Raw genomic sequence first — 23,121 nt, forward strand, 5'->3', positions numbered from 1 at the left:
TAAATTTAAGATATAACCATGAAAAAGAGTACATTATTGTTTGTTACTATTCTAATTAGTTTTTTTCCCTTCGGTGACTTATTCGCCAAGGGTAAGGTAAAAGTTGATAAAGCGTTAGAGCATGCTGCTCGTCAGTATCTCTATATGAGGAGCGAGTTGCAAGGAAGTAACCAGTTTCCTAAAACGTATGACAAACATATGCAACGCCTGAAAACCAGCAACTCAGAATGGTGGTGCAGCGGCTTTTATCCCGGAACTTTGTTCTATTTGTACGAGGATACAGGAGACAAGGAGCTATATGCTGAAGGAGTGCGTATGTTGAAGCTGCTGGAACCGGAACAATACAACGTGAATACGCATGATGTCGGTTTTATGATGTATTGCAGTTATGGCAATGCAAACCGCATTGCTCCGAAACCTGAGTATAAAGATATTATGGTGAACAGCGCCCGTTCGTTGATTTCCCGTTTCAGCCCGGTGGTAGGCTGCATTAAATCCCATAATCGCAAACCGGATGATTATGTTGTTATCATTGATAATATGATGAATCTGGAATTGCTTTTCTGGGCTACTCAGGCCACAGGAGACAGCACATTCTATGATATTGCTGTGAAACATGCCGATACAACTTTGAAGAATCATTTCCGGGCAGACAATAGTCTTTATCATGGACTGAATTATAACCCGGAAACCGGTGAAATAAAGCACTACCAAGGTGGACAGGGCTTTTCCGAAAAGTCAGCTTGGGCTCGTGGACAAGCCTGGGGATTATATGGCTATACACTGATGTACCGTTTTACGAAAGAGCGGAAATACCTTGAGCAAGCCATAAAGATAGCAGAATTTACGCTGAATCATCCTAATATGCCGAAAGACCTGATTCCTTACTGGGACTATAATGCTCCCGGTATACCGGATGCTTTGCGTGATGCTTCTGCAGCAGCTATCAACTGTTCGGGATTATTGGAACTATCTCAGTATGTATCCGAAGAACGGGCTAAGAAATATTATAAGGCAGCCGAGAAAATGCTCCAGACATTATCCTCACCGGCATATACGGCAGAGGAAGGTACTAACGGAGGATTTATTCTGAAACATTCGGTAGGTAATATTCCTTCCGGTACAGAAGTAGATATGCCTTTGACCTATGCTGATTATTACTATGTAGAGGCGTTGTGCCGATACAAATCCTTAAATGATAAACCCTAAAATTAATGATGCCATGATGAATAGATGTAATATAGTCTTGTTTGCAATATCTTTGCTATTTTCCTCTTCCCTTATAGCCGGAACAATTGATGTGACTAAGCGTGGAGCTAAAGGAGATGGGGTAACGGATAATACAATCATTATACAGAAAGCCGTAGATGAATGTTCGAAGAAAGGAGGCGGAACCGTTTTGATACCATCCGGATCTTATTTGATACGTCCCATTGAACTGAAATCAAATGTGAACCTTCATCTGGATTTTGGCACTTTATTGTTGGGAAGTACACGTTTGTCGGATTATGATAATGCCTTTCCCTTTAAGGATGGTAGTATGAATCAGTCTTCCGGACTTTTGTTTGCACGTGGACAAAAGAATATTTCGATTACCGGATTCGGAACGATTGACGGACAAGGTGGAAATAAAACTTTTCAATTTGGCAATGATGCGGACGGTGGACCGAAACGTCCTAAGATAATTTATTTTGTAGAGTGCAAGGGCATTGTTGTGACCGATGTCACTCTCCGTAATTCTGCCTATTGGGTGCAGCATTATGAAAAATGTGAAGATGTCACTATCCGTGGTTTAAAGGTATTCAGCCATTGTAATTATAATAATGACGGGCTTGATATTGATGCCAAGAATGCGACTATATCTGATTGCTACATTGATGTGGAAGATGACGCCATTTGTTTCAAGAGTGACCATCCGGAATTTTGCGAGAACATAACGGTTACGAATTGTGTCACAGCAAGCAATTGTAATGCAATCAAATTCGGTACAGCTTCTCATGGAGGATACCGGAATATTGCGGTTTCCAATTGTGTCGTTCGTCGGGCAGCGGAAGATAATATTCGTCATTGGAGTAAACAGCTTGAACATATTTCGGCCGATGTTACCGTTATTTCGGGTGTTGCCATAGAAATGGTTGATGGAGGCATTATTGATGGCATCACCGTTTCCAATATTTCTATGCGCGATGTCCAGACTCCCATATTCATCCGTTTGGGAGACAGACACCGCACTTACCGGAAAGAGGGTGGTGGATTGAAGAATATAAATATCAGCAACATTGTAGCAACCGCAGAAAGCCTGATAGCCTGTTCAATAACTGGTGTGGAGACAAGCTATGTAGAAAATGTTTCGATCAATAACGTGCAAATCAGCTATCCGGGGGGCGGAACCTCGGACATGGTTAGTAAACCTGTTCCGGAAATGACTAAAAGCTATCCTGAGAATCGAATGTTTGGTAATACATTACCGGCCGCCGGTTTCTATGTACGTCATGCCAGAAATGTGAGATTTAATAATGTACGTTTTGATGCGATGAAGCCTGATGTACGTCCGTTATTCTTTTTGGATGATGTTGTCGGGGCAGAACTGAATCAATGTAAAGGTGCCGCTCCTGCTGATGCGAAATTTATTCGTACAGTGCATAGCTCAGGGATAGTAGCTGATGGTAAGTACCTGGATAAATAGGAGTATGTTTATGAAATGCTTGAAACTAATATTCTGTTTGCTTTATTTTTGTTGCTCTTTGGCTGAGGCTAAAGAGGTGCAAGTAGATGCGCAAAAAGAAGTGGACGAAATGACCGGACGACTGGTCGCTTCCTATTTGGAAGCGAAAGTAGATGAGGACATAATAGCGGGTTATGCGAGTGCGTTACGTTCGGATGGAAGTTTTCCGGACCTGGATTATGTAACTGTGCATGAAGGTTCGTCTTATCCGGCCGGCTCTCATTTGAAACGCTTGAAATTAATGGCTATTGCATATCGGAAACCTGGAAATAAGTATTATAATTCAGGAAGACTGTTGAAACAAATAGTTGCAGGTATCGATTATTGGTATAGAGTACGTCCTAAATCCGGAAACTGGTGGTTCGGTGATATTGGTGCTCCCCAAGACTACATGGTTCCGTTGATTCTGCTGAAAGGTAAAATTAGTGATAAGAAGTTATTGCATTATTCTTCTTATCTACAAGATTTGACTGGGAATAAAGGTCATAAAGGCAAAAACCGTACATGGGTATCTGCCGTTACCATTCATAAAGGATGTATTGAAAATAATATTGAGCTGATACGAATCGGAATCAAGTCCATAGCTTCTACTATTAAGATTGTTTCGGAACAAGGTGACGAAGGTATTAAGGTGGATGGTAGTTTCCATCAGCATCGTCCGCAATTATATTCCGGCGGGTATGGTTTATCGTATGTAGATGATATTGCATATTATTTACAATTGGTGAAAGGAACTGCCTTTGAGCCTTATTTTACACAAGAGAAAAAAGATATATTTATCAATCTTCTGATGGGTGGTCATCGGTTGTTGGGCTATCGGGAAACGTTTGATTTTGGTGCAATCGGTCGTAATATATCACGTCCCGAAGGACTTAGCAATATTTCTCCTGTCACGCTGGAATACATGGAGCAGAATGATTCTGATCGTGCTGCTGATTACTCGGCTTGGAAGAAACATCTTTCCGGTGCTCCTTTTCCTGCTCCCGGTAATAAGTATTTCTGGAAATCGGACATTATGGTCCAGCATGGTACCGGCTATTATCTCTCTGCTAAGGTGATTTCTACACGGACTAATGGAACCGAAATGCTTAATAATGAGAACCTCAAAGGTTATAACCTGCCGCTTGGTGCTACGAATATCCTTACTTCCGGGAAAGAATATGAAGGTATCTTCCCTGTATGGAACTGGAATAAAATACCGGGGACTACGGCTGTTCAACATCAGGACTCTACTCGTCTTGAAGGATATCTGTTCGGAAAAAATCGGTTTGGAGGTGGGGTAAGTAACGGCAAGAATGGGGTCATTGCTTATGAGCATTGCTATAAGGGAGTAAAAGCCAGGAAGTCTTACTTTTTTATGAATGATGTACTTTTGTGCTTAGGGACAGATATTGCATCAGATGCTCCCGAGGAAGTAGTTACAACTGTTAATCAGTGCCTTTTTAAAGGCGAAATGGTAGTTGGCGAAGAGGAAGGAACTACATCTGTTTACAGAGAAAATGTATCTGTAAAGAATCCGGCTTGGGTATATCATGATAAAGTTGGTTATTTATTTCCTTCAGGAGGAGATGTAATTGTTAGCAATCCGAAACAAACCGGAGCTTGGAAGGATATTAATATCAGTGGGAGTGGAAAAAAGATTTCTGCTGACATCTTTAATCTCTGGATTAGTCATGGTGTAAAGGCTAAGGAAGGGAAATATGCATATATGGTTGTTCCTGACAAATCTTTAGAGGAGTTCCGGACATTTACGGCTACCCAGAATTATAAGATTATTCAAAATAGTTCTGTGGTGCAGGCTGTTAAGTTGAATCAGCAGTATGCTATTGTTTTTTATCATCCGGGAACAATTGATTTAGGGGAGGGACTTACACTGGCTACTGATAAACAAGTGATTGTCTATCTTGAGCAGAAGGGAACAGGTTACGATATCTGGGTTGCAGATCCGCTTTATAGTCAGAGGGAGGTTTGTCTGGCTCTTAATGGTAGAGAAGTGCAGATCGCTTTTCCGGAGGGTGAACTGACTGGCAGTACGGCTTTCACGAATATTGCCACTCTCCAACCTTTTGATTTGCAATGTGAATATCTTAGTAATCCTTTAGGTGTTGACATACCGCAACCTCGTTTGAGTTGGAAAATGGGAGCTACTACCTCGGCACGCGGGCGGAAGCAGACTGCTTATCAGATTCTTGTAGCAAGCTCCCGGGATTTACTTGATGCAGACCGTGGAGATCTTTGGGATAGCGGTCGTGTTAATTCTGCTGAGTCGGTGAATATTGTTTATGGAGGAGTACCTTTGTCTGCCGGGCAAAGATGTTTCTGGAAAGTCCGTTTCTCCGATGAGCATAATCGTTGGTCGGCATGGAGTAATCCTGCAAATTGGCGTATGGGGCTGTTTGCTGCTGATTGGGCGGCACAATGGATAGGCAGTGCAGAGATGGAATCTCAGAGTGTGGGAGGTAAGAAGGTTAATAATGTAATGGCAGATCCCTGGTTCCGTAAAACATTTAATATGTCGGATATTCCACAGGATGCTGTTATTTATGTAGCTTCCATAGGTTATCATGAACTGTATGTCAATGGGCGGAAAGTGGGGGATGCTGTCCTTTCACCTTCGGTTACGGATCATAAATCACGTGCCCGTTACATGACATATGATATCAAAGGCTATCTGAAAACAGGTACTAATGTTATAGCTTTGTGGCTGGGTACTTCCTGGGCTGTTTTTCCGGCCTATCAGCAGAAGAATAGACCGGCTATTCCGATGGCATTGGTTCAGGCTGAGATTGCATTATCTTCCGGAAAGAAATTACGAATTGTTTCGGATAATACCTGGAAGACCCATGCAAGTCCCAATACCTTGTTAGGTTACTGGGAGGCACATCACTTTGAAGGAGAATGTTATGATGCAGCTTTGGAAAAAGATGGGTGGAATACTCCGGATTTTGATGATTCCGGTTGGGCTATGGCAAAGGTTTATTCTACTGACGTTATAGTATCATCTGACCGTACAGAACCTAATCGGTTACTTGGTGAAATTAAACCACTTTCTGTTCAGGAAGTTAGTCCCGGAGTCTATAGAGTTGATATGGGAATCAATTATGCCGGTTGGTTTGAGATGCAGCTCCAAGGCCAACCCGGTGATTCAATTGTATTCCAATTTTCTGAAAGGGAAAAGGATGCTTGCAGCTATGGTATACATAGCATTTATAAAGTTGGCTCCAAACGGAAAGGAGTCTTTTGTAACCGTTTTAATTATATGACCGGACGCTGGGTACAAATTACCGGCCTTCGGTATAAACCGGAATTAGACCAGATACGTGGTTGGATGATTCGTCCGGATTATCGCCGGAGCGGTGGATTTGAATGTGATCTTCCTTTGTTGAATGACATTTATCGTACTACCTTGTGGACGTTTGAAAATCTCAGTCTGGGTAACTATGTGGTCGATTGTCCTCATCGTGAACGTTGTGGATACGGGGGAGATGCATTGGCCACTACGCGCACAGCTTTGGGAAACTATCAATTGGGGGCTTTCTATAGCAAATGGATGGAAGATTGGCGTGATGTGCAAGATCCCGAAGGGAATGTTCCCTATACCGCTCCTACCCGCATTGGCGGGGGGGGACCATCCTGGAGTGGTTTCTGCATTACCTTGCCTTGGGAGCTTTATCGTCAGTATGGAGATGTACGTATTCTTTCGGAAAGTTTTCCCACTATTCAGCGCTGGCTTTCTTTTGTAGAAACGAAGTCGCAGGATGACATGCTGGTACGTTGGGGAGGTAAATGGAGTTTCCTGGGTGACTGGCTTTGGCCGGATGCATGGTCGGAAAGGTCGGCTATGGAGAAACAGGGAAAAGCACTTGGAGATACTCGGGAAACTTTATTCTTTAATAATTGTCACTGGATTTACAGTCTTGAAACTGCTGCACAGATTGCCGATGTGTTGGGAAATAGAGCAGCAGCTTCCGCTTATCGGAACCGGGCATCCAAAGTGCGTAAGGCGGTGCATGCTACTTTCTTCAATTCGAACGATAATAGCTACGTGAATGGCTATCCTTCTTATCTTGCTATTGCACTGATGGTTGATTTACCCCCGAAGCATTTGCAGGCAAAAGTCTGGAAACGTCTTGAGCAGGAAGTGCTGGTAAAGCGTAAAGGGCATTTCTGGGGAGGTATTACTGCCGGTTCGTTCCTGTTGCATACTTTATTAGATAATCATCGTAATGATTTGATTTTTGAGATGGCTACTAAAGAAGATTTTCCCGGCTGGGGAGATATGTTGAAGCATGGCAACGGTACGTTCTTTGAAGATTGGCAATGTCGTGGTTCGGGTTTGCATAGTTCCTATTTGTATATCGGTAGTTGGTTTATTGAGGCTTTAGGAGGTATCCGCCGTCCGGAGGCTGGTTATAAGGAGTTTTCCATTGAGCCTTGGATTACAAAAGGCGGTCCAAAGCAAGTACGTTCATACTACAACTCGCTGTATGGGAAAATAGTCTCTGACTGGACGTTGGAAGCCGGTGTGCTGAAAATGGAAATCACCATACCGGCTAATACTACTGCTGTCCTGAAATTATCCGGCATTCATCCTGCTACTTTAAAGGAAGGAGAAACTTCATGGAAAGAGGCGGAAGGAGTCAGCCTGTATTCACAAAAAAGGAATGCTCTATCACTTGCATTGCAGTCAGGTACTTATAGATTCTCGGTGGTGATGGATGAAGGCAGGTAATTACACTTGCACTTCATCCTTCAATTTCTGCACTTCATCGGAAATACATCATTTCATAACCGGATATGGATGATAATCTGTAATTTTACGGCAGATTCCTATAAATTGAGTGCCGGATGATGAAATACCTGTTAGTAGAAGACGAACGTTTCGCTTACGAAGAGATGAAGCGGATGATGGAGAAGTTACGCCCCGATTATCAGTTGGAGGCATGGACAGCCACTGTGGAGCAGACCGTACAATTTCTGAAACATCATCCGGTAGATCTGATGTTGCTGGATATCCGGTTGACGGATGGAAACAGTTTCGACATTTTTGAGCAGATACAGGTCACGACGCCTGTTATTTTTACTACTGCCTATGATGAGCATGCCATACAGGCATTCAAGGTGAATAGTGTGGACTATCTGCTGAAGCCTGTAGAGGAAGATGATTTGCTGGCGGCATTGAGAAAATTTGAACAGTTCAGGGTTGTGCAATCTCCCGTTACCGATTACAGGAAACTGGAAGAAGCATTGATGAGTAATTGTAAAAAGAACCGTTTCCTTATCCAGAAAGGGGATGCGTATCATTATGTGGAGACTTCAGATATCGCTTTCTTCTACAGTGAAGAAAAAGTAGTCTTTCTGCACACCTTTTCAGATAAACGCTATATTGTGGACTATACTTTGGAACAGATAGAGCAACTGCTGGATGAAAGGACTTTCTTCCGTGTTTCCCGCAATTGCATTGCTAATATCAACTCTATCCGTAAGATATCCAAGTACTTCAACAGTCGGTTGAAGTTGAGCTTCCAGCCTGAATGCCCGCACGAGGTTTTAATCAGTCGTGTGCGGGTTCCTGATTTTCTGAAGTGGGTGGATGGTGTGCTTTAAAATACATTTGGGGATGAAGAATAAATGGTATATCCTGCTTTTTATAGTGCTCATTGCAATTTCTTTATTTGCATTCCAGTATGTGGCGGAGCTTCTTTCTGACGCTCCCCGGAGCTTAAGTTTGGAAACACAGTATCTGCTCAATTTACCTGCCTGCATCTTTGTGGGGATTGTTGACTTTCTCATCATTGTTATTGTCCATAAGAGGCTGGACAACATTAACAATACAATGAGAATCTTTATCGATTTATTGTTGGCATCCGTATGGGTGAGTTGCTTCGGCATAGCGGCAAATTATATCCTGTCCATTATTCTGGAGGAACCTTGGCCGGAAGATTATGCTCTGCTGAAAATGTCTCTGCCGGTAGTACTTTGGAATAGCATGATTGTTCTTCTGATTGAGATATTCTTTTATCAGCAAAGCCAAATGGAAGCAGAGAAGAAACTGGCTATTATAGAGAAAGAGAAGATTCAGTATCAGTATGAAACCTTGAAAGCCCAGATAAACCCGCATTTCCTGTTCAATAGTCTGAATGTGCTATCTTCACTGGCCTATAGTGATGCGGAAAAGACCAATCTGTTTGCTAAAAAGCTGTCAGGTGTCTACCGTTATCTGTTGTTGACAAACAATCGTCCGATGGTTACTTTGAAGGAAGAACTGGCTTTTCTGGAAAGTTATGTATTTCTGGAGAAGATTCGCTTTGAAGATACATTGTTCATCGAGATAGACGAATATGATTTGTATGGAACCAGATTGATCATTCCCGTCAGCTTGCAACTGCTGGTAGAAAATGCGATTAAGCATAATATAGCTACTTTAAAGAATCCGCTTATTATTCGGATAGGCTTTACCGATGAGGGGATCATGGTTTCCAATAATCTGCAATTGCGGAGTTCAGTAGATAGAGGTGGTGTAGGATTAGGGAACCTGGAAAAACAATACGCCTTGTATGATAAAGCAATTGATATCGTGGAAAGTACTACAGAATTTGTAGTGAGAGTACCTTTCCTCGAATAATCTTCTTTTTTCCTTTTGTTCCATCTTTGGGATAATGAAATTCAACAGGTCTTTCGTGCAGTTCGTCGGAAAAGACTTATACCGGACAAGCTAATCTCTTTTCTTTGCAATAAAATAATCTAATTTATTAGCAATGAGACGATTCTCTTATCTTTTATTTCTGTTGCTCTTGGTGGCAGCAATCGATGGTTTTGCACAAGGAGTTATTAAAACGGAGTATATGCCTGCCTCTTCTTTCAGAGATGAAGCGGGGAATAAATTGGGTTCGGGTGATTTATTGAAATTCACCGGAGCATACACGCTACCCTTTTCGCTGAAGCAGAATGCATCGGGACAGCCTATCATGTGGTCGGCATCGGCAAGAGGAACTTACGCGATACTTAATAATCGACATATGGTCTTGGATATACATCCGGATGAGGTGTTAAGTGGCAGTCTCAATCTGACGCATGTACGGCCCTTGTCGAAAAAGTGGTACATGATAGCCAGTTTGGGAGCAGGTATTTATTCGGCACCGGATGCAATTACCTGGCAGAGTGTATTGGTGAATGGGGGAGTGATTTTTGTGTATAAATGTAGGAAAAATCTGGATATAGGTGTTGGGGCTGGATTGACGAATTCATTTGGAGTACCTATTGCCATGCCGATGTTCTTTCTTAACTGGCAACTTTCCGGTAATTATGAGGTTAATGTGAATCTCTCTTCCGGTGTTGAAGTGTCCGGGGCAGTACGTTTGGGAGATCGGTTTAAGCTGAGGCTCGTGGCAATGGAAATGGATGGAATATCTTCCGTGATGGATGTAGAGGGAAAGTCGATGATATATGCTTCAGTTATGATGCGATCCTATCTCTGTCCGGAATACAGGATAGGTAAGAAGTCGTGCCTGTATTTGGGGATAGGAGGCAATTGGCTCCGGTCTGGCGATCTGACTAAACGTACGCTTAAAGGGTTTGTAGACAATATGTTCAGTGATAAAGATGATCCGTATTTCAATCCGACGGTTTACTTTTCTGCCGGAGTGAAATGTGGGTTTTAAACGGAACTCACCTGCCTGTTCAATAAAAAGTTGGATCAAGTTACTCTCACTACCCTCACTTTTAGTGTGATTCGTTGATAGTTAGGGTATTAAATGTGGTGGTAGTAAAAAATCCGGTGTGAGGGTAAGTGGGTTACTCTCACTTTCTCACTCAACCCATATCCGGATGAGGCATTTATTTATCTCGTATCAGGTGTTATTCTGTTGAAAACAAGGGATATATCTATTCACCCTTAGGAATTGTCGGGTGTTGACCTTGGTTAACAGGCCTATCAACCTTGGTTAACGAGCCGATTAACCTTGGTCGACAGGCTTGTTAACCAAGGTCAACGCCTAATAATGCTTACTGTGGAGGTGCAAAACGGAGGATGAGTATCCCTCATTTGGCTATTCCGTCGACAAAACCTTCCCTTTCGTAGATTTTATTTTCAGCTCTTCTTTCTCTCCCTTACATTTGCATCGTAATAAAAAACTGACGCAAAATGAAAAGTACCGGAAGATTATGGTTATTAGCTGTATGTCTGTTGTGTGGGCTGGTTTGTACACAAGCACAGGAGCAGGAGAAGAAACAATTGCCCCGTGAAGTTCCTTCACCGGAGAAAGCTGCCCGGAAAATGACGGACCGGATGAAAGAAGAACTGCAACTGACAGACAAGCAGTACGATAAACTATATAAACTGAACCTGAAAGAACAACAAGAACATTTTGCGACTATGACTGAAAGAGAAAATGGTCAGCGTCCTTTGATGGGAAGTCGTCCCGGAAGGGACGGTGGTCGTCCGCCGATGGAAGGTGGAATGGGACCCGGTATGGGAGGCGGTCGTCCGCCTATGGGAGCTCCGGGTGAACGTCCTGCAATGGAAAAGGACAATGTGGAGAAGATGCAAAAAGCTGCTGCCAAGAAGGAAAAGAAGATCAGGAAAATCCTGACGACAGAGCAATACGCCAAATGGCAGGAAATGCGTCAACCACAAGAACCACCTCACCCACAGGATCATCCTCACAAACCAAATCTGTAGAGACTCTCTCTAAATAGCGTTTTTTCATGTATTATTGACTGTACCGTTCCACCCCCGTGAGGGGAGGGAACGGTTTTCTTTTTAATAGGATCATCCATCCTTATCATGAAATTAAGTATGAAAGCACTTCGATATTGAAATAATATAAATATATTTGTCTTTTCGAAAAACACTGCGTAATATGATGAAAGCACTATTCTGCCATATATTATTTCTGCTTTTTATGCTTCCGATGTGGAGTCAGAGTAACATAATAGAGAATTATATACATATCAGTAAAAAAGAAGGCATATCCCATAATAATATATCGACTATTCATGATGATTGCTATGGAGCAATCTGGATCGGTACTTTCAATGGGCTGGATGTTTATGACAGTAAGAAACTGACGCATATCGACAGGTTTTCCGGTATGCCGATAAACTCTTTGTTCGATACGGGAAAGGAGATGTTTGTAGCTGCGGAAATGTTTTTGGAGGTATACGACTATGAAGCCGGTCGGTTTTCCCGCATAACGTACAATGGCAATGAACTTATGTATGCAGTCTCTATCTTTCGTTACGAGAACGATGTTATCATATTGAGTAATGGTAATATATATAAGTATAAAGATAAAGAAGTGACTCTCATTAAGAGCAGTGTACCATTCCTGAGGCTTGTTTGTGATAAATATGGCGTATTGTGGGGACTGAATGGTGACAAGGTATATAAGGTGGATAAGACTTTTGAAATCCTGAAAACATATAATCTGAAAGGTGCGGACCGCTCTCCTGCAAAAGGATTGTGTATTTATGCTGATTCACGGAGTATTATATGGATAGGAACCATCAAAGACGGACTGTTCAAGTATAACCGGACTTATGATGATTTTCATAAAGAAACCATTGTTTCGGAATACAAGGTCAACGATCTGGAAGATATTGCAAGTATCGCAGAAGATGAGTATAACCGGCTATGGATTGGATATAATTATGGTTTGGCGATATATGATTATAATGATCATTTGTTTAGGAATTATGCCTTTGAGACGAACCATAACAGTCTGCAAAATGTAGCTATAACCAGTATATATCGGACTAAATCCCATAACATGGTTATCGGTTCTTATTTCTCCGGACTGTTCTATATAAAAGAACTGAACTCTACAAAGAAATTTTATACTCTTACCGATGCTAAAGATAATATAGGAGGCGTCACTTCCAATGGTATCGTGAGAGATCGGCTGTCGAGGCTTTGGGTTGCTACTAATTGTCGGGGAGTGAGCATATTGGATGAGAATGGAAAATTCATCAAGCGGCTGGATCATACGAATTCAGTCATCAGCAATAATATTATTTGCCTGGAAATGGGGCTGGACGGAAATGTCTGGGCGGGAGGTCTGTCTTCGGGATTATATAAGATAGCGCCGGACGAACGTATCACCCATTATATGCCTTCATCCGTTGATACGACTTCTCTTTCCGGAAGTTTTGTACAGACTTTGTGTGCTCTCAATGAAGACAGTTTGTTGGTGGCTACCAATAAAGGAATTGATATTTATTTGCATAAAGTGGGGACTTTCTCAAGAATCCTGACAAGCCAGGGCAGAAGCGACTATAACTTTTTTGATTGTATGGTTTGTCATGATAAGGTATATCTGATAAACTCAATGTCCCTTTTTGGTTACGACCGTCTGACCAAGGAAATAAAAGAATATGTGTTGGCGGATGATCCTACTACTGCTTTTCAATGTGGATATGCCGATAAGAACGGTCACCTATGGTTGGGTACCAGAAGGGGCGAATTATTTTCGTTTGAGAACGGAGAGTTCCAACTCTATATCAAACATAAGGCAATCAATACGATTGCCGGAATAGAAGGGGATGCAGAAGGAAACTTATGGCTTTCATCCGGAAATAACTTGTTTCGTGTGACGCCTCAAAAAGAAGTCAGACAGTTTAATCTGGACTGGGGGCTGGATGGGAAAGAATTTAATGTGCGTTCCAGCTATACCGATAAAGAAGGGTGTATCTATTTTGGTGCTACCGAAAAACTTCTGAAGTTTGATCCGCAACGAATGGTAGAGCGAAAGCATATACAGCCTGTGCTGTATATATCGGCACTCAAATTGTTTAATGTACCTGTTGAATCCGGATCGTCCATTCTGAAAAATCATATAGACAACACCGACCGTATAGTACTTGACAATGACCAGAACTTTGTTTCTTTTGCAGTGGTAAGTATAGATTATAATTCAGATCAACCGCTCTCTCCCTATAAGATTGTCTATCAACTGGAAAATTATGATAATCATTGGTATGATGTGAATGCAGCTTCGAATGAGATATCATTTACGGGACTTTCTACCGGCAACTACGTATTGCATATCCAACTGAAAGCTGATAATGGAGATGTGCTTGCCGATAAAAAGATAGAAATAAAAGTACTCCCGCCGCTTTGGCTGAGTCCTTATATGATAGTGCTGTATATTCTGTTGCTTGGAATTGTAATTTATGCCATACGTTCCTTTATCGTGAAACAGCGGAGAGCTAAAGAACTGGTGGCGCAATCTAAGAGGGAACAGGCTGAAATGGAAAAATTGAATACTCTGAAACTGGATTTCTTCACGAGTCTGTCCCATGAGTTCCAGCGGCCTCTTGCCATTATATCTACTTTGCAGAATGATCTGCTACCTGATGACAGTGAGCAGGATAGCGAGACTAATATTTTTAAGCGTAACGTGAAACGTTTGCAATATCTTATCGACCAGTTGATGGATTTCAGAAATATCGAGTCGCAGCATGCGAAGGTCAAAATGGATAAATATGACATTGTCTGTTTCTTGAATGATATCTATGAAGCCTTTACTCCATTGTTCAGGCACAAGGAGATATCCCACGAGTTTATATCTGATACGACCTCTCTGCCTATTCTGTTTGATTCCGATAAACTGGAAATATTGATTGGTAATTTACTAAGCAATGCGTTTAAGCATACACGACAGGGAGGAAAGTGTTATTTGAAGATAGCTCATAAGGAAGAAGTGGTGACGGTGGATGTTTTCAATAGTGGCCCGTGCCTGACTGAGGAACAGAAGACTGCCATTTTTCAGCCTTATAACAGTATACAAATAGCTGATATGCGTTCTAACGGGGGAATCGGACTGTCCATTGCCAACAGTATTGTTAAATTGTTGAATATACACCTGTCTGTTATATCTGTCGAAAACGAAGGGAATATTTTCAGAATAGAGATGCCGTTGCATAAAGATGACAATCTCGAACTCATCAGTCCCCGGATTAAGGTTGTCAATCAGATTATTGATAATACCATCTATGTGGAAGAGCAGGCTCAGTCTTCAAATGAAGATATGGATGAAAGGAATCTCTTCCAGGTGTTGATTGTGGAGGATGATGCGGATACGAAGAAAATATTGAAGAAGAAGTTACAGAAGAACTTCCATGTGTTGTTAGCTTCAGATTCTGATGAGGCTTTATTGGTACTGAAATCTCAGAATGTGGATATGGTGATCAGTAATATGGCTCCTCAGGTCGATGGACTGGGGTTGTGCAAGACCATTAAAGATAATGAAAAGACCAATCGCATACTTGTATTACTGATTTCTTCGGATTTATCGCCCGAAAGTAAAATTGCGGCATTCCAGGCGGGAACCGATGCGTTTATGCAGAAACCGATCCATATACAGGAATTGCTTCTTCGTATGAATAATATGTTGAAGAATAAAAATGCACTTCGGTCTTACTATTCTAATTTCGATCAGGCAAACGTTACGGAGCAGAATATGAACAATGCGGATGAAGTCTTTCTGAAGAATCTGACAGATTTTGTTCTCCAGCACTTGAGTGATCCTGAAATGTCGGTCAACCTCATCACTAAACATTTTAATATCAGCCGTACCCTGCTATACATGAATGTTAAGCGAATCACGGACCAAACTCCTTCAAACTTCATCCTTAATATAAAAATGTCTCAGGCTAAAAAGATGTTATTGACTACCAGTATGACCTCTTCCGAAATTGCGGATCAGTTAGGCTATTGCAACTCCAATCATTTCAGCCGTCAGTTTAAAGAATACTATAATACTACGCCGGGTAAATTCCGTAAACAGTAATTAAGAACGTTGTAAAAACGAACTCGATTTCATTCCTCTTCAACGTATTATATATGTTGGTAAGACAAATATGCACTTTTTGCAGGGGAATAATTGTGCATATTTGTTCAGAACCTATATACATATATTCATTTCTTCCATTTACATTTTTACCTAATCTACAATGCACCATTTCTAAACGAATAGATAAAATGCGTGATGCATTATCCCTATATATTTGTCTCGGGGAAAACGAGAAATCATAGACTGAATAAGCAGGTTTTCTCTTTGATACAGACTAAAAAGTAATGTGTAATATATATAGTAAAACAATGGATAGAATGAAACATGTAACTCGGATAGCTTTCGCCTTGTTAATGGCAACTTGTACGGCGCCGGTTTTTTCACAAAAAACATTTGTGCTATGTTCGCCCGATGAGAAATTTCAATCGGAAATAAAAATAAGCACGACGGATATTAAATATAATATCAAGCACGATGGTGATCTGATACTCGATTTCTCGCGCATTCATATGAGTCTGGATAAGGGACGGGCTTTCGGCATAAATCCGAAACTGTCCGGAACAAAGACTAAGACTGTAGACCGGATATTGAATGCGGATATATATAAGAAGAAAGAAGTAAGGGATAACTTCAATGAGTTGACACTGAAATTTAAAGGGAATTACCGGATTGTTTTCAGAGCATACAATGAAGGTATAGCATATCGTTTTGAATCGGATATTAAGGGGGATATCATTGTTGAAAATGAATTGTCGGAGTTTAACTTCCTTCATGATGCTAAAGCATATATACCTTATGTAAGGGATAATGTTGCTACACTGGAAAGCCAGTTCGGTAATCCTTTTGAGAACATTTATAAATATGAGAATATATCTCAATGGGATACATCACGTATAGCATTTCTTCCGTTGCTGGTTGAGGGGAGAAATGGAAAGAAACTCTGCATCCTGGAGGCTGATTTATTAAATTATCCGGGTATGTATCTGTATAATGGTGACGGGAGTAACACGTTGAAGAGTGTTTTTGCACCTTATCCTAAGGAGGTAGAGCAAGGCGGCTATTTGAATTTGCAGGGATTAGTGAAGTCTCGTGAGCCATATATAGCGAAAGTCAGCGGTGTAACCTCATTTCCCTGGCGTATCATGGTCGTTTCTGAAAATGATAAGGAACTGGCGGATAATGATATGGTGTTTAAACTGGCTACCCGACCACAGGGTGACTTTTCATGGGTGAAACCAGGAAAAGCGGCATGGGAGTGGTGGCATGCATGGAACCTGCTGGGAGTTGATTTTAAAACAGGTATTAATAATGAGACTTACAAATGCTACATTGATTTCGCATCCCGGTATGGTGTAGAGTATATCCTTCTGGACGATGGCTGGTCTCCTAAAAATGAGGCGGATTTGTTTAAGGTTGTTCCAGAACTTGATCTGCCGGAACTTGTCAGATATGGAAAAGAACGGAATGTGGGACTTATTCTTTGGGCAGGCTACTATCCTTTCGATCGGGATATGGAAAGTGTATGCAAGTATTATTCTGAAATGGGAATCAAAGGTTTTAAGGTGGATTATATGGAAAGGGATGACCAACTGATGGTGGACTTTCATCATAGAGCTGCTGAAGTTGCCGCAAAATATAAACTGCTGCTTGATCTTCATGGAACATATAAGCCTACCGGATTACAGTGTACTTACCCTAATGTGGTAAATATAGAGGGGGTACACGGATTGGAACAGATGAAGTTTCCGACTGCATTTATTGATCAGGTGACGTATGATGTGACGATGCCCTTTATCCGCATGATGGCCGGTCCGGTCGATTATACGCAAGGAGCTATGCATAATGCTTCGCGGGAGAACTTCAGGGCCATTCATGACGAACCGATGAGTCAAGGTACACGCTGTCGTCAACTGGCGGAGTATATTGTTTTCGATTCACCGCTGAATATGCTTTGTGACAGTCCTTCGAGTTATGAACGTGAACATGAATGTACAAGTTTTATTGCCGGTATACCCACTGTGTGGGATCATACAACCGTCCTTTGCGGGAAAGTCTCGGAATATATAGCGACAGCCCGTCAGAAGGGGAATATATGGTATGTCGGTGCTATGACTAACTGGGAGGAATGTACCATCGAAATCGATCTTTCTTTTCTGGGTGCGGGAGACTTTAAAGCTGAAATATTCCGTGACGGAGTGAATGCCTACCGGTATGCCCGTGACTATAAGAAAGAGCTTATCGAGATTCCGGCTGACAGGAAACTGAAGGTTCGGATGGCACCCGGTGGAGGATTTGCCGCCAGAATTTATCAATAATGTTTATATTAGGAGTTAATGAACAACCCTTTTAAAATAAATAATTTAATAATAACCTTTTAATTAATGCACTTATGATGAAAGATCACAATTTCTGGAAAAGAAAAGGAGTTTTTTCCGTTTTGCTGGTTTGCCTCTTAGGAAGCACGAATGCAGGCTATGCATCTGATCCGGAACATGCTATGACAAGTGGCGGAACCACCGGAACGATGGGAGTAAATCTGCAACAACAGCAACAAAGGATCACTATCCGTGGAAATATCATGGATACTAAGTCGGAACCGCTGGCGGGTGTACATGTTATACTGAAAGGAGACAACAGTGTGGCTACCGTATCAGATCTCAATGGAGACTATACCATACAGGTACCGTCGAAGAATGTGTCACTGGAATTTATATACATGGGAATGGCTACTCAGGAACAAAGGGTAGGCTCGCGCCAGATTATCAATGTTATCATGCAGGAAGATGAAAACCTGTTGGAAGAAGTGGTAGTGGTAGGATTCGGTACACAGAAGAAAGAGTCGGTAGTGGGATCTATCTCGACCATCAGACCGGCGAGTTTGCAGAAAGGTACTTCGCGTTCGCTCAGTAACAATCTGATAGGGCAACTCTCGGGTGTTATCGGAAGCCAACGTTCAGGTGAGCCGGGATATGATGGAGCTTCATTTTTTATTCGAGGTATCTCTACATTCAATGGCAACAACAATCCTCTGATATTGGTAGATGGTGTGGAAAGAAGTCTGGATAATATCGATCCGGCAGAAATAGAATCATTCTCTATCCTGAAAGATGCTGCGGCGAGTGCGGTATATGGTGTGAGGGGGGCTAACGGTGTGATTCTTATCAATACCAAAAGAGGAAAGATTGGAAAACCATCTGTCGATATCCGTTTTGAACAGGGTATCACATTTCTTGGTAAGACACCCGACTATATCGGTGCTTATGATTATGCAAGTCTTGTGAACGCCATTGCGAAGGAAGAGGGAAACCAGATTCCTTACTCGCAGGAGGATCTGGAAAAATATCGTACGGGTTCAGATCCTGACCTGTATCCGGATGTGAACTGGATTGACGCTATTACAAAGAAATTCGGAACAAATTCAAGAGTGAATCTGGATGTAACGGGAGGTAGTGATATTCTGAGATATAGTCTTGTTGGATCATACTACAACACAAGAGGTATTATGGATCGTGACAAGAGTTATGAATGGGACAACTCGGATCGGTTGAACCGCTTCAGCCTGCGTTCCAACGTGGATGTCAATATTACGCCTACTACTTTACTGCGCGTCAATATCGGTGGATTCTTGCAGGATCATACCTTGTCCGCAGGTAAGAAGTCAACGGATGGTAATTATGCTTCGCTCGATGAAATCTTCCAGACAGCTTTTACCACATCGCCTATTGCTCACCCTACACGCTATTCCACTGGCGAAATTCCTGTGGTTGCCAACCGGGCTAATCCTTGGGCATGGCTGACACAGACCGGATATCAGACAAGAAAGGAGAGTAGCCTTGAGACGCTGTTCTCCATAGAGCAAGATCTGAGTATGCTGGTTAAAGGACTGAAAATAAAAGGACTCTTCTCTTTCGACCGTTATTCGGCAAGTGGTGTGCGCAGATCGAAAAATCCGACATATTACCAGCCAGCCAACGGCAGGAACCCGGATGGAACATTGAACTTGCATATGCTGGGTAATGGAGATGAGTACCTGGATTATTCTTCGTATGGAGAATACGGTACAAACAGCACCTATACAGAGTTTTCGGCAAACTATGCCAATACGTTTGGCAAGCATGGTGTGCAGGGTATGTTTATGTACGATATGCGTAACCTCGACACTGGTGACAAGCAACCTTTCCGCTTCATGGGTATTGCAGGACGTTTCTCGTATACATTTGATAACCGTTATGTGACTGAATTTAATTTCGGTTACAATGGCTCGGAGAATTTCGCTAAGGGCAAGCGCTACGGTTTCTTTCCGTCGGTGGCTCTGGGATGGATTGTATCCGAAGAAAAATTCATGGAACCGGTACGTAATGTATTGAGTAAATTAAAATTGCGTGGGTCTTATGGTCTGGTTGGTAACGATTGTATCGGTGCAACCCGTGGAGCTGTCCGTTTTCCTTATATCACTACTATCGATGAAGTGTCGGGATATACTTTTGGTATGGATGGCAATGTATACATTGGCGGTATGCAGGAAGGCTTGGCCGGTTCTCCTGATCTGACTTGGGAAAAGGTGAAGAAACTGAATATCGGAGTCGAGGTAGGCATTTTGAATACGATAAATTTGACGGTGGATTTCTTCCAGGATAAACGTTATGACATCTTTATGCAACGCGTCAATGTGCCTTCATCAACCGGTTTCACCAATAATCCGTATGCCAATTATGGTAAGACTACGAATAAGGGTGTGGAGCTGTCTCTTGAAATGAACAAGCGTTTTAGCAAGGATTTTGAAGTAATGGCGCAGGCTACTATGACTTATGCTAAAAGCCGGATTGATGAGATAGACGAACCTGTTACCGTCATTGGTACAAATCGTGCAAGAACGGGACGCCCCATCGGACAGATATACGGTTACATAGACGAAGGTCTGTTCACGGAGGATGATTTTGCAGATGTGGCAAATGGCATCCTGAAAGAAGGTATTCCGGTTCCGCAGTTCTCAAATAATATCCGTCCGGGTGATATTAAATATAAGGATGTCAACAATGATGGTATCATCAATGCTCTGGATCAGTCGCCCATCGGTGGTACCTGGGATCCAATGCTGGTTTACGGTTTCGGATTGAATATGAGATATAAGAATATTGATTTTGGTTTCTTCCTGCAAGGTAATGGCAAGACTTACCGCATCATCGGTTCGGGTGTGAAAACCTTTATCCCCGGTACGGGTGCCAATACTAAGGAGGGAAATATCTATAGCAACTATCAAGACCGTTGGACACCTGAAAACCCGAGTCAAAATGTATTTTGGCCACGTTTGTCCAGTACTATCAATGAAAATAATACCCAACCGTCAACCTGGTGGGTACGCAACATGAGTATGCTGAGGGTGAAGAGCATTGAATTAGGCTATAGTTTTTCCAAGAAGTCCCTTTTGCCACACTTCATCAGTAATGCCCGTCTTTTTGTAGCCTGTTCCAATCCGTTTGAATTCTCTAAGTTCAAAATGTGGGACCCAGAGCTTGATACCAGTACGGGAGCTAAATATCCAATCCCGAGAGTCGTATCTTTCGGATTTAATCTGTCTTTCTAAAGAAGACCTGGAGTTTGGATTATAAAACAATTAAAACAGAAAAAGAATATGAAATACATCACATTTTTATTTATCGCTATGTTGACGTTCAGTTCCTGTACGGATTTCCTTGATAAGGAACCGGATGATATGCTGACGTTGGAAAAGGTGTTCAATAATAGACAGAATACGTTGGAATGGCTTTCTGCAATCTATTCAAGTGTCCCGAATACGTTTATCAATTACCATCAGGAAGGACCTCTGAGCGATGATATGGCACCGCATGCCGAGTGGACAGGCTGGTTCGCTTATGACATCGTGGGTAAGCAAATGGGTAACTGGAATCCAAGTTCGGAAGATAATAATGATTATTGGAGAGTACTACCTAAGAAAATACGTCAGGCACAGATCTTTATACAGAACGTGAAACCTATTGAGAACCAGAATCTGACAGTCGAGGAAGCGGAGCGTATGAAATTGGAAGCAAGATTCCTGATTGCCTATTATTATGCATTGTTGGTAGAGTTCTATGGAGCCGTACCGTTTACAGCTGAACCGATTGATCTGGATGCTCCGTATGATGTACTTATGATGCAGCAGGTACCTGTACACCAGGTTATAGACTGGATAGATAACGAGTTACTGGAAGTGTCGAAAGGTTTGCCGGCAAGTTATACAAATCCTACTTTGTATGGCAGAGCTACCTCACTGATGTGTCTGGCAGTGCGTTCACGCCTTCTCTTGTTGTCTGCGTCTCCCTTACTGAATGGAAACAAGGACTACATGAATCATAAAAATCCCAATGGTGAAGAACTCTTTTATTCTGAATATGATGTCAATCGTTGGCAACGTGCAGCCAATGCGGCTAAGGAATTGATTGATGCTGCCCATGCCGCCGGTAAGAAGTTGTATACGGTCTACAATCCGGACGGAACGGTAGATCCTTTCCTCTCATGCCGGGGTATTCTGATGACAAAGGAATCGGCAGGAAATACGGAAATACTTTTTGCAAACCCCAATCCGGGCGATTACGGAGCCATCGACCGTTGGAGTATTCCTCGCAGTGTACCCGGTGCAGGTTCTTACGGAGTAACACAATCCTTGGTGGATGCCTTTTTCATGGAAAACGGATTGTCGCCTATCCTGGGTTATGAAAATAATGACTATTCAAAACCGATCATTAACCCGGCATCCGGCTATACTGAAACCGGATTCTCAACAGAGCCTGAAGTAAGGAATACCGGGTGGCAGGAGTGTCAGGGAAATGTAAATCCAGGGCAGGTCACCATGGCGGGTGCTTACAATATGTATTGTCACAGGGAAGCACGTTTCTATATTGCCGTACTTTATAATCGTGCCTGGTTCAGTAAGACGGCCGAAGGAGGTCGTCAGACCATGTTCCTGAAGGGAGAACAGGATGGAGGTATCTCTATGGATGCACCAAGAAATGGCTATTTGCAGAATAAATTGGCGCATCCGGACAGGGATAATGTGAACGTCACGTTTCCTTATCGTCCAGCTGTAAATTATCGTTTGGCGGAAGCCTATCTGAATTATGCTGAGGCTTTGAACGAATGTGATCCCGGCAATCCGGATATAATGAAATACGTCAATCTTATCCGTGTGCGTGCCGGTATTCCGGAATATGGTACTGGAGCCGGTATGATAACCGAACCCCAGGGACAGGAAGAAGTGCGTCAGTCCATTTATAAGGAACGTCGTGTGGAATTGTGTTGTGAATCCAGTATCCGTTATATGGATATCCGTCGCTTGAAAATAGGTGAAGAAATACTTAACAGAGACTTCTACGGAATGAATTATTTCGGTTCCAAGTTGAGCGATGACAAGAATGATCCGGATGCTTATTTTGTGCGTACCAGATACCAGACCCGTTCGTTCCAGAAAAAGAACTATTGGTTCCCGGTGCCGCAGTCGGAAATGGATATCAATCCTAATTTGGTGCAGAATCCGTTCTGGAAATAATAAATCTGTGATGAATCCTTATACATCATGTAGTTTTTAATTTATAACTTAAATAA

At 42.2% G+C, this 23,121-nt stretch carries 11 protein-coding genes; all 11 read left to right on the top strand.

What is annotated here, in order from left to right; all coding sequences use genetic code 11:
- Positions 1 to 18: 18 nt before the first annotated feature.
- Positions 19 to 1,209, top strand: a complete 1,191-nt coding sequence (locus tag BACCELL_RS10710) for a glycoside hydrolase family 88 protein (protein ID WP_007211788.1) — start codon at positions 19 to 21, stop codon at positions 1,207 to 1,209.
- A 13-nt stretch (positions 1,210 to 1,222) separates the two neighbouring features.
- Positions 1,223 to 2,686, top strand: a complete 1,464-nt coding sequence (locus BACCELL_RS10715; RefSeq protein ID WP_044153793.1) for a glycoside hydrolase family 28 protein — start codon at positions 1,223 to 1,225, stop codon at positions 2,684 to 2,686.
- Positions 2,687 to 2,696: 10 nt separating this feature from the next.
- The gene (locus tag BACCELL_RS26020) at positions 2,697 to 7,457 is read left to right on the top strand and encodes a family 78 glycoside hydrolase catalytic domain (RefSeq protein ID WP_081450813.1); all 4,761 of its coding nucleotides are present in this window, start codon (positions 2,697 to 2,699) and stop codon (positions 7,455 to 7,457) included.
- Between the two features lie 116 nt (positions 7,458 to 7,573).
- Positions 7,574 to 8,332: a LytR/AlgR family response regulator transcription factor gene (locus tag BACCELL_RS10725; protein WP_007211791.1), complete on the top strand. Its 759-nt coding sequence runs from the start codon at positions 7,574 to 7,576 to the stop codon at positions 8,330 to 8,332.
- A 13-nt stretch (positions 8,333 to 8,345) separates the two neighbouring features.
- Complete coding sequence (locus BACCELL_RS10730) at positions 8,346 to 9,350, top strand: sensor histidine kinase (protein ID WP_007219269.1); 1,005 nt, start codon at positions 8,346 to 8,348, stop codon at positions 9,348 to 9,350.
- Positions 9,351 to 9,483: 133 nt separating this feature from the next.
- The gene (locus BACCELL_RS10735) at positions 9,484 to 10,386 is read left to right on the top strand and encodes a DUF6268 family outer membrane beta-barrel protein (protein WP_007211793.1); all 903 of its coding nucleotides are present in this window, start codon (positions 9,484 to 9,486) and stop codon (positions 10,384 to 10,386) included.
- 482 nt (positions 10,387 to 10,868) lie between these two features.
- Positions 10,869 to 11,405 (top strand): DUF4890 domain-containing protein, encoded by a 537-nt coding sequence (locus BACCELL_RS10740; RefSeq protein WP_007211794.1) that lies wholly within the window; start codon positions 10,869 to 10,871, stop codon positions 11,403 to 11,405.
- A 181-nt stretch (positions 11,406 to 11,586) separates the two neighbouring features.
- Complete coding sequence (locus BACCELL_RS10745; RefSeq protein WP_007211795.1) at positions 11,587 to 15,516, top strand: helix-turn-helix domain-containing protein; 3,930 nt, start codon at positions 11,587 to 11,589, stop codon at positions 15,514 to 15,516.
- A 320-nt stretch (positions 15,517 to 15,836) separates the two neighbouring features.
- A complete protein-coding gene (locus BACCELL_RS10750) occupies positions 15,837 to 17,834 on the top strand; it encodes a retaining alpha-galactosidase (protein WP_044153796.1) in 1,998 nt (665 codons plus the stop codon).
- 74 nt (positions 17,835 to 17,908) lie between these two features.
- On the top strand, positions 17,909 to 21,103 hold the full coding sequence (locus BACCELL_RS10755; RefSeq protein WP_007211797.1) for a SusC/RagA family TonB-linked outer membrane protein: 3,195 nt from the start codon (positions 17,909 to 17,911) through the stop codon (positions 21,101 to 21,103).
- A gap of 48 nt (positions 21,104 to 21,151) precedes the next feature.
- Complete coding sequence (locus tag BACCELL_RS10760; RefSeq protein WP_007211798.1) at positions 21,152 to 23,065, top strand: RagB/SusD family nutrient uptake outer membrane protein; 1,914 nt, start codon at positions 21,152 to 21,154, stop codon at positions 23,063 to 23,065.
- Positions 23,066 to 23,121: the final 56 nt, after the last annotated feature.

The organism is Bacteroides cellulosilyticus DSM 14838, from assembly GCF_000158035.1.
Classification (GTDB): Bacteria; Bacteroidota; Bacteroidia; order Bacteroidales; family Bacteroidaceae; genus Bacteroides; species Bacteroides cellulosilyticus.

What these genes read in the sequence shown, in the direction of transcription:
- BACCELL_RS10710 (WP_007211788.1), top strand. Translation starts at nt 19, where the DNA reads ATGAAAAAGAGTACATTATTGTTTGTTACTATTCTAATTAGTTTTTTT.
- BACCELL_RS10715 (WP_044153793.1), top strand. Translation starts at nt 1,223, where the DNA reads ATGATGAATAGATGTAATATAGTCTTGTTTGCAATATCTTTGCTATTT.
- BACCELL_RS26020 (WP_081450813.1), top strand. Translation starts at nt 2,697, where the DNA reads ATGAAATGCTTGAAACTAATATTCTGTTTGCTTTATTTTTGTTGCTCT.
- BACCELL_RS10725 (WP_007211791.1), top strand. Translation starts at nt 7,574, where the DNA reads ATGATGAAATACCTGTTAGTAGAAGACGAACGTTTCGCTTACGAAGAG.
- BACCELL_RS10730 (WP_007219269.1), top strand. Translation starts at nt 8,346, where the DNA reads ATGAAGAATAAATGGTATATCCTGCTTTTTATAGTGCTCATTGCAATT.
- BACCELL_RS10735 (WP_007211793.1), top strand. Translation starts at nt 9,484, where the DNA reads ATGAGACGATTCTCTTATCTTTTATTTCTGTTGCTCTTGGTGGCAGCA.
- BACCELL_RS10740 (WP_007211794.1), top strand. Translation starts at nt 10,869, where the DNA reads ATGAAAAGTACCGGAAGATTATGGTTATTAGCTGTATGTCTGTTGTGT.
- BACCELL_RS10745 (WP_007211795.1), top strand. Translation starts at nt 11,587, where the DNA reads ATGATGAAAGCACTATTCTGCCATATATTATTTCTGCTTTTTATGCTT.
- BACCELL_RS10750 (WP_044153796.1), top strand. Translation starts at nt 15,837, where the DNA reads ATGAAACATGTAACTCGGATAGCTTTCGCCTTGTTAATGGCAACTTGT.
- BACCELL_RS10755 (WP_007211797.1), top strand. Translation starts at nt 17,909, where the DNA reads ATGATGAAAGATCACAATTTCTGGAAAAGAAAAGGAGTTTTTTCCGTT.
- BACCELL_RS10760 (WP_007211798.1), top strand. Translation starts at nt 21,152, where the DNA reads ATGAAATACATCACATTTTTATTTATCGCTATGTTGACGTTCAGTTCC.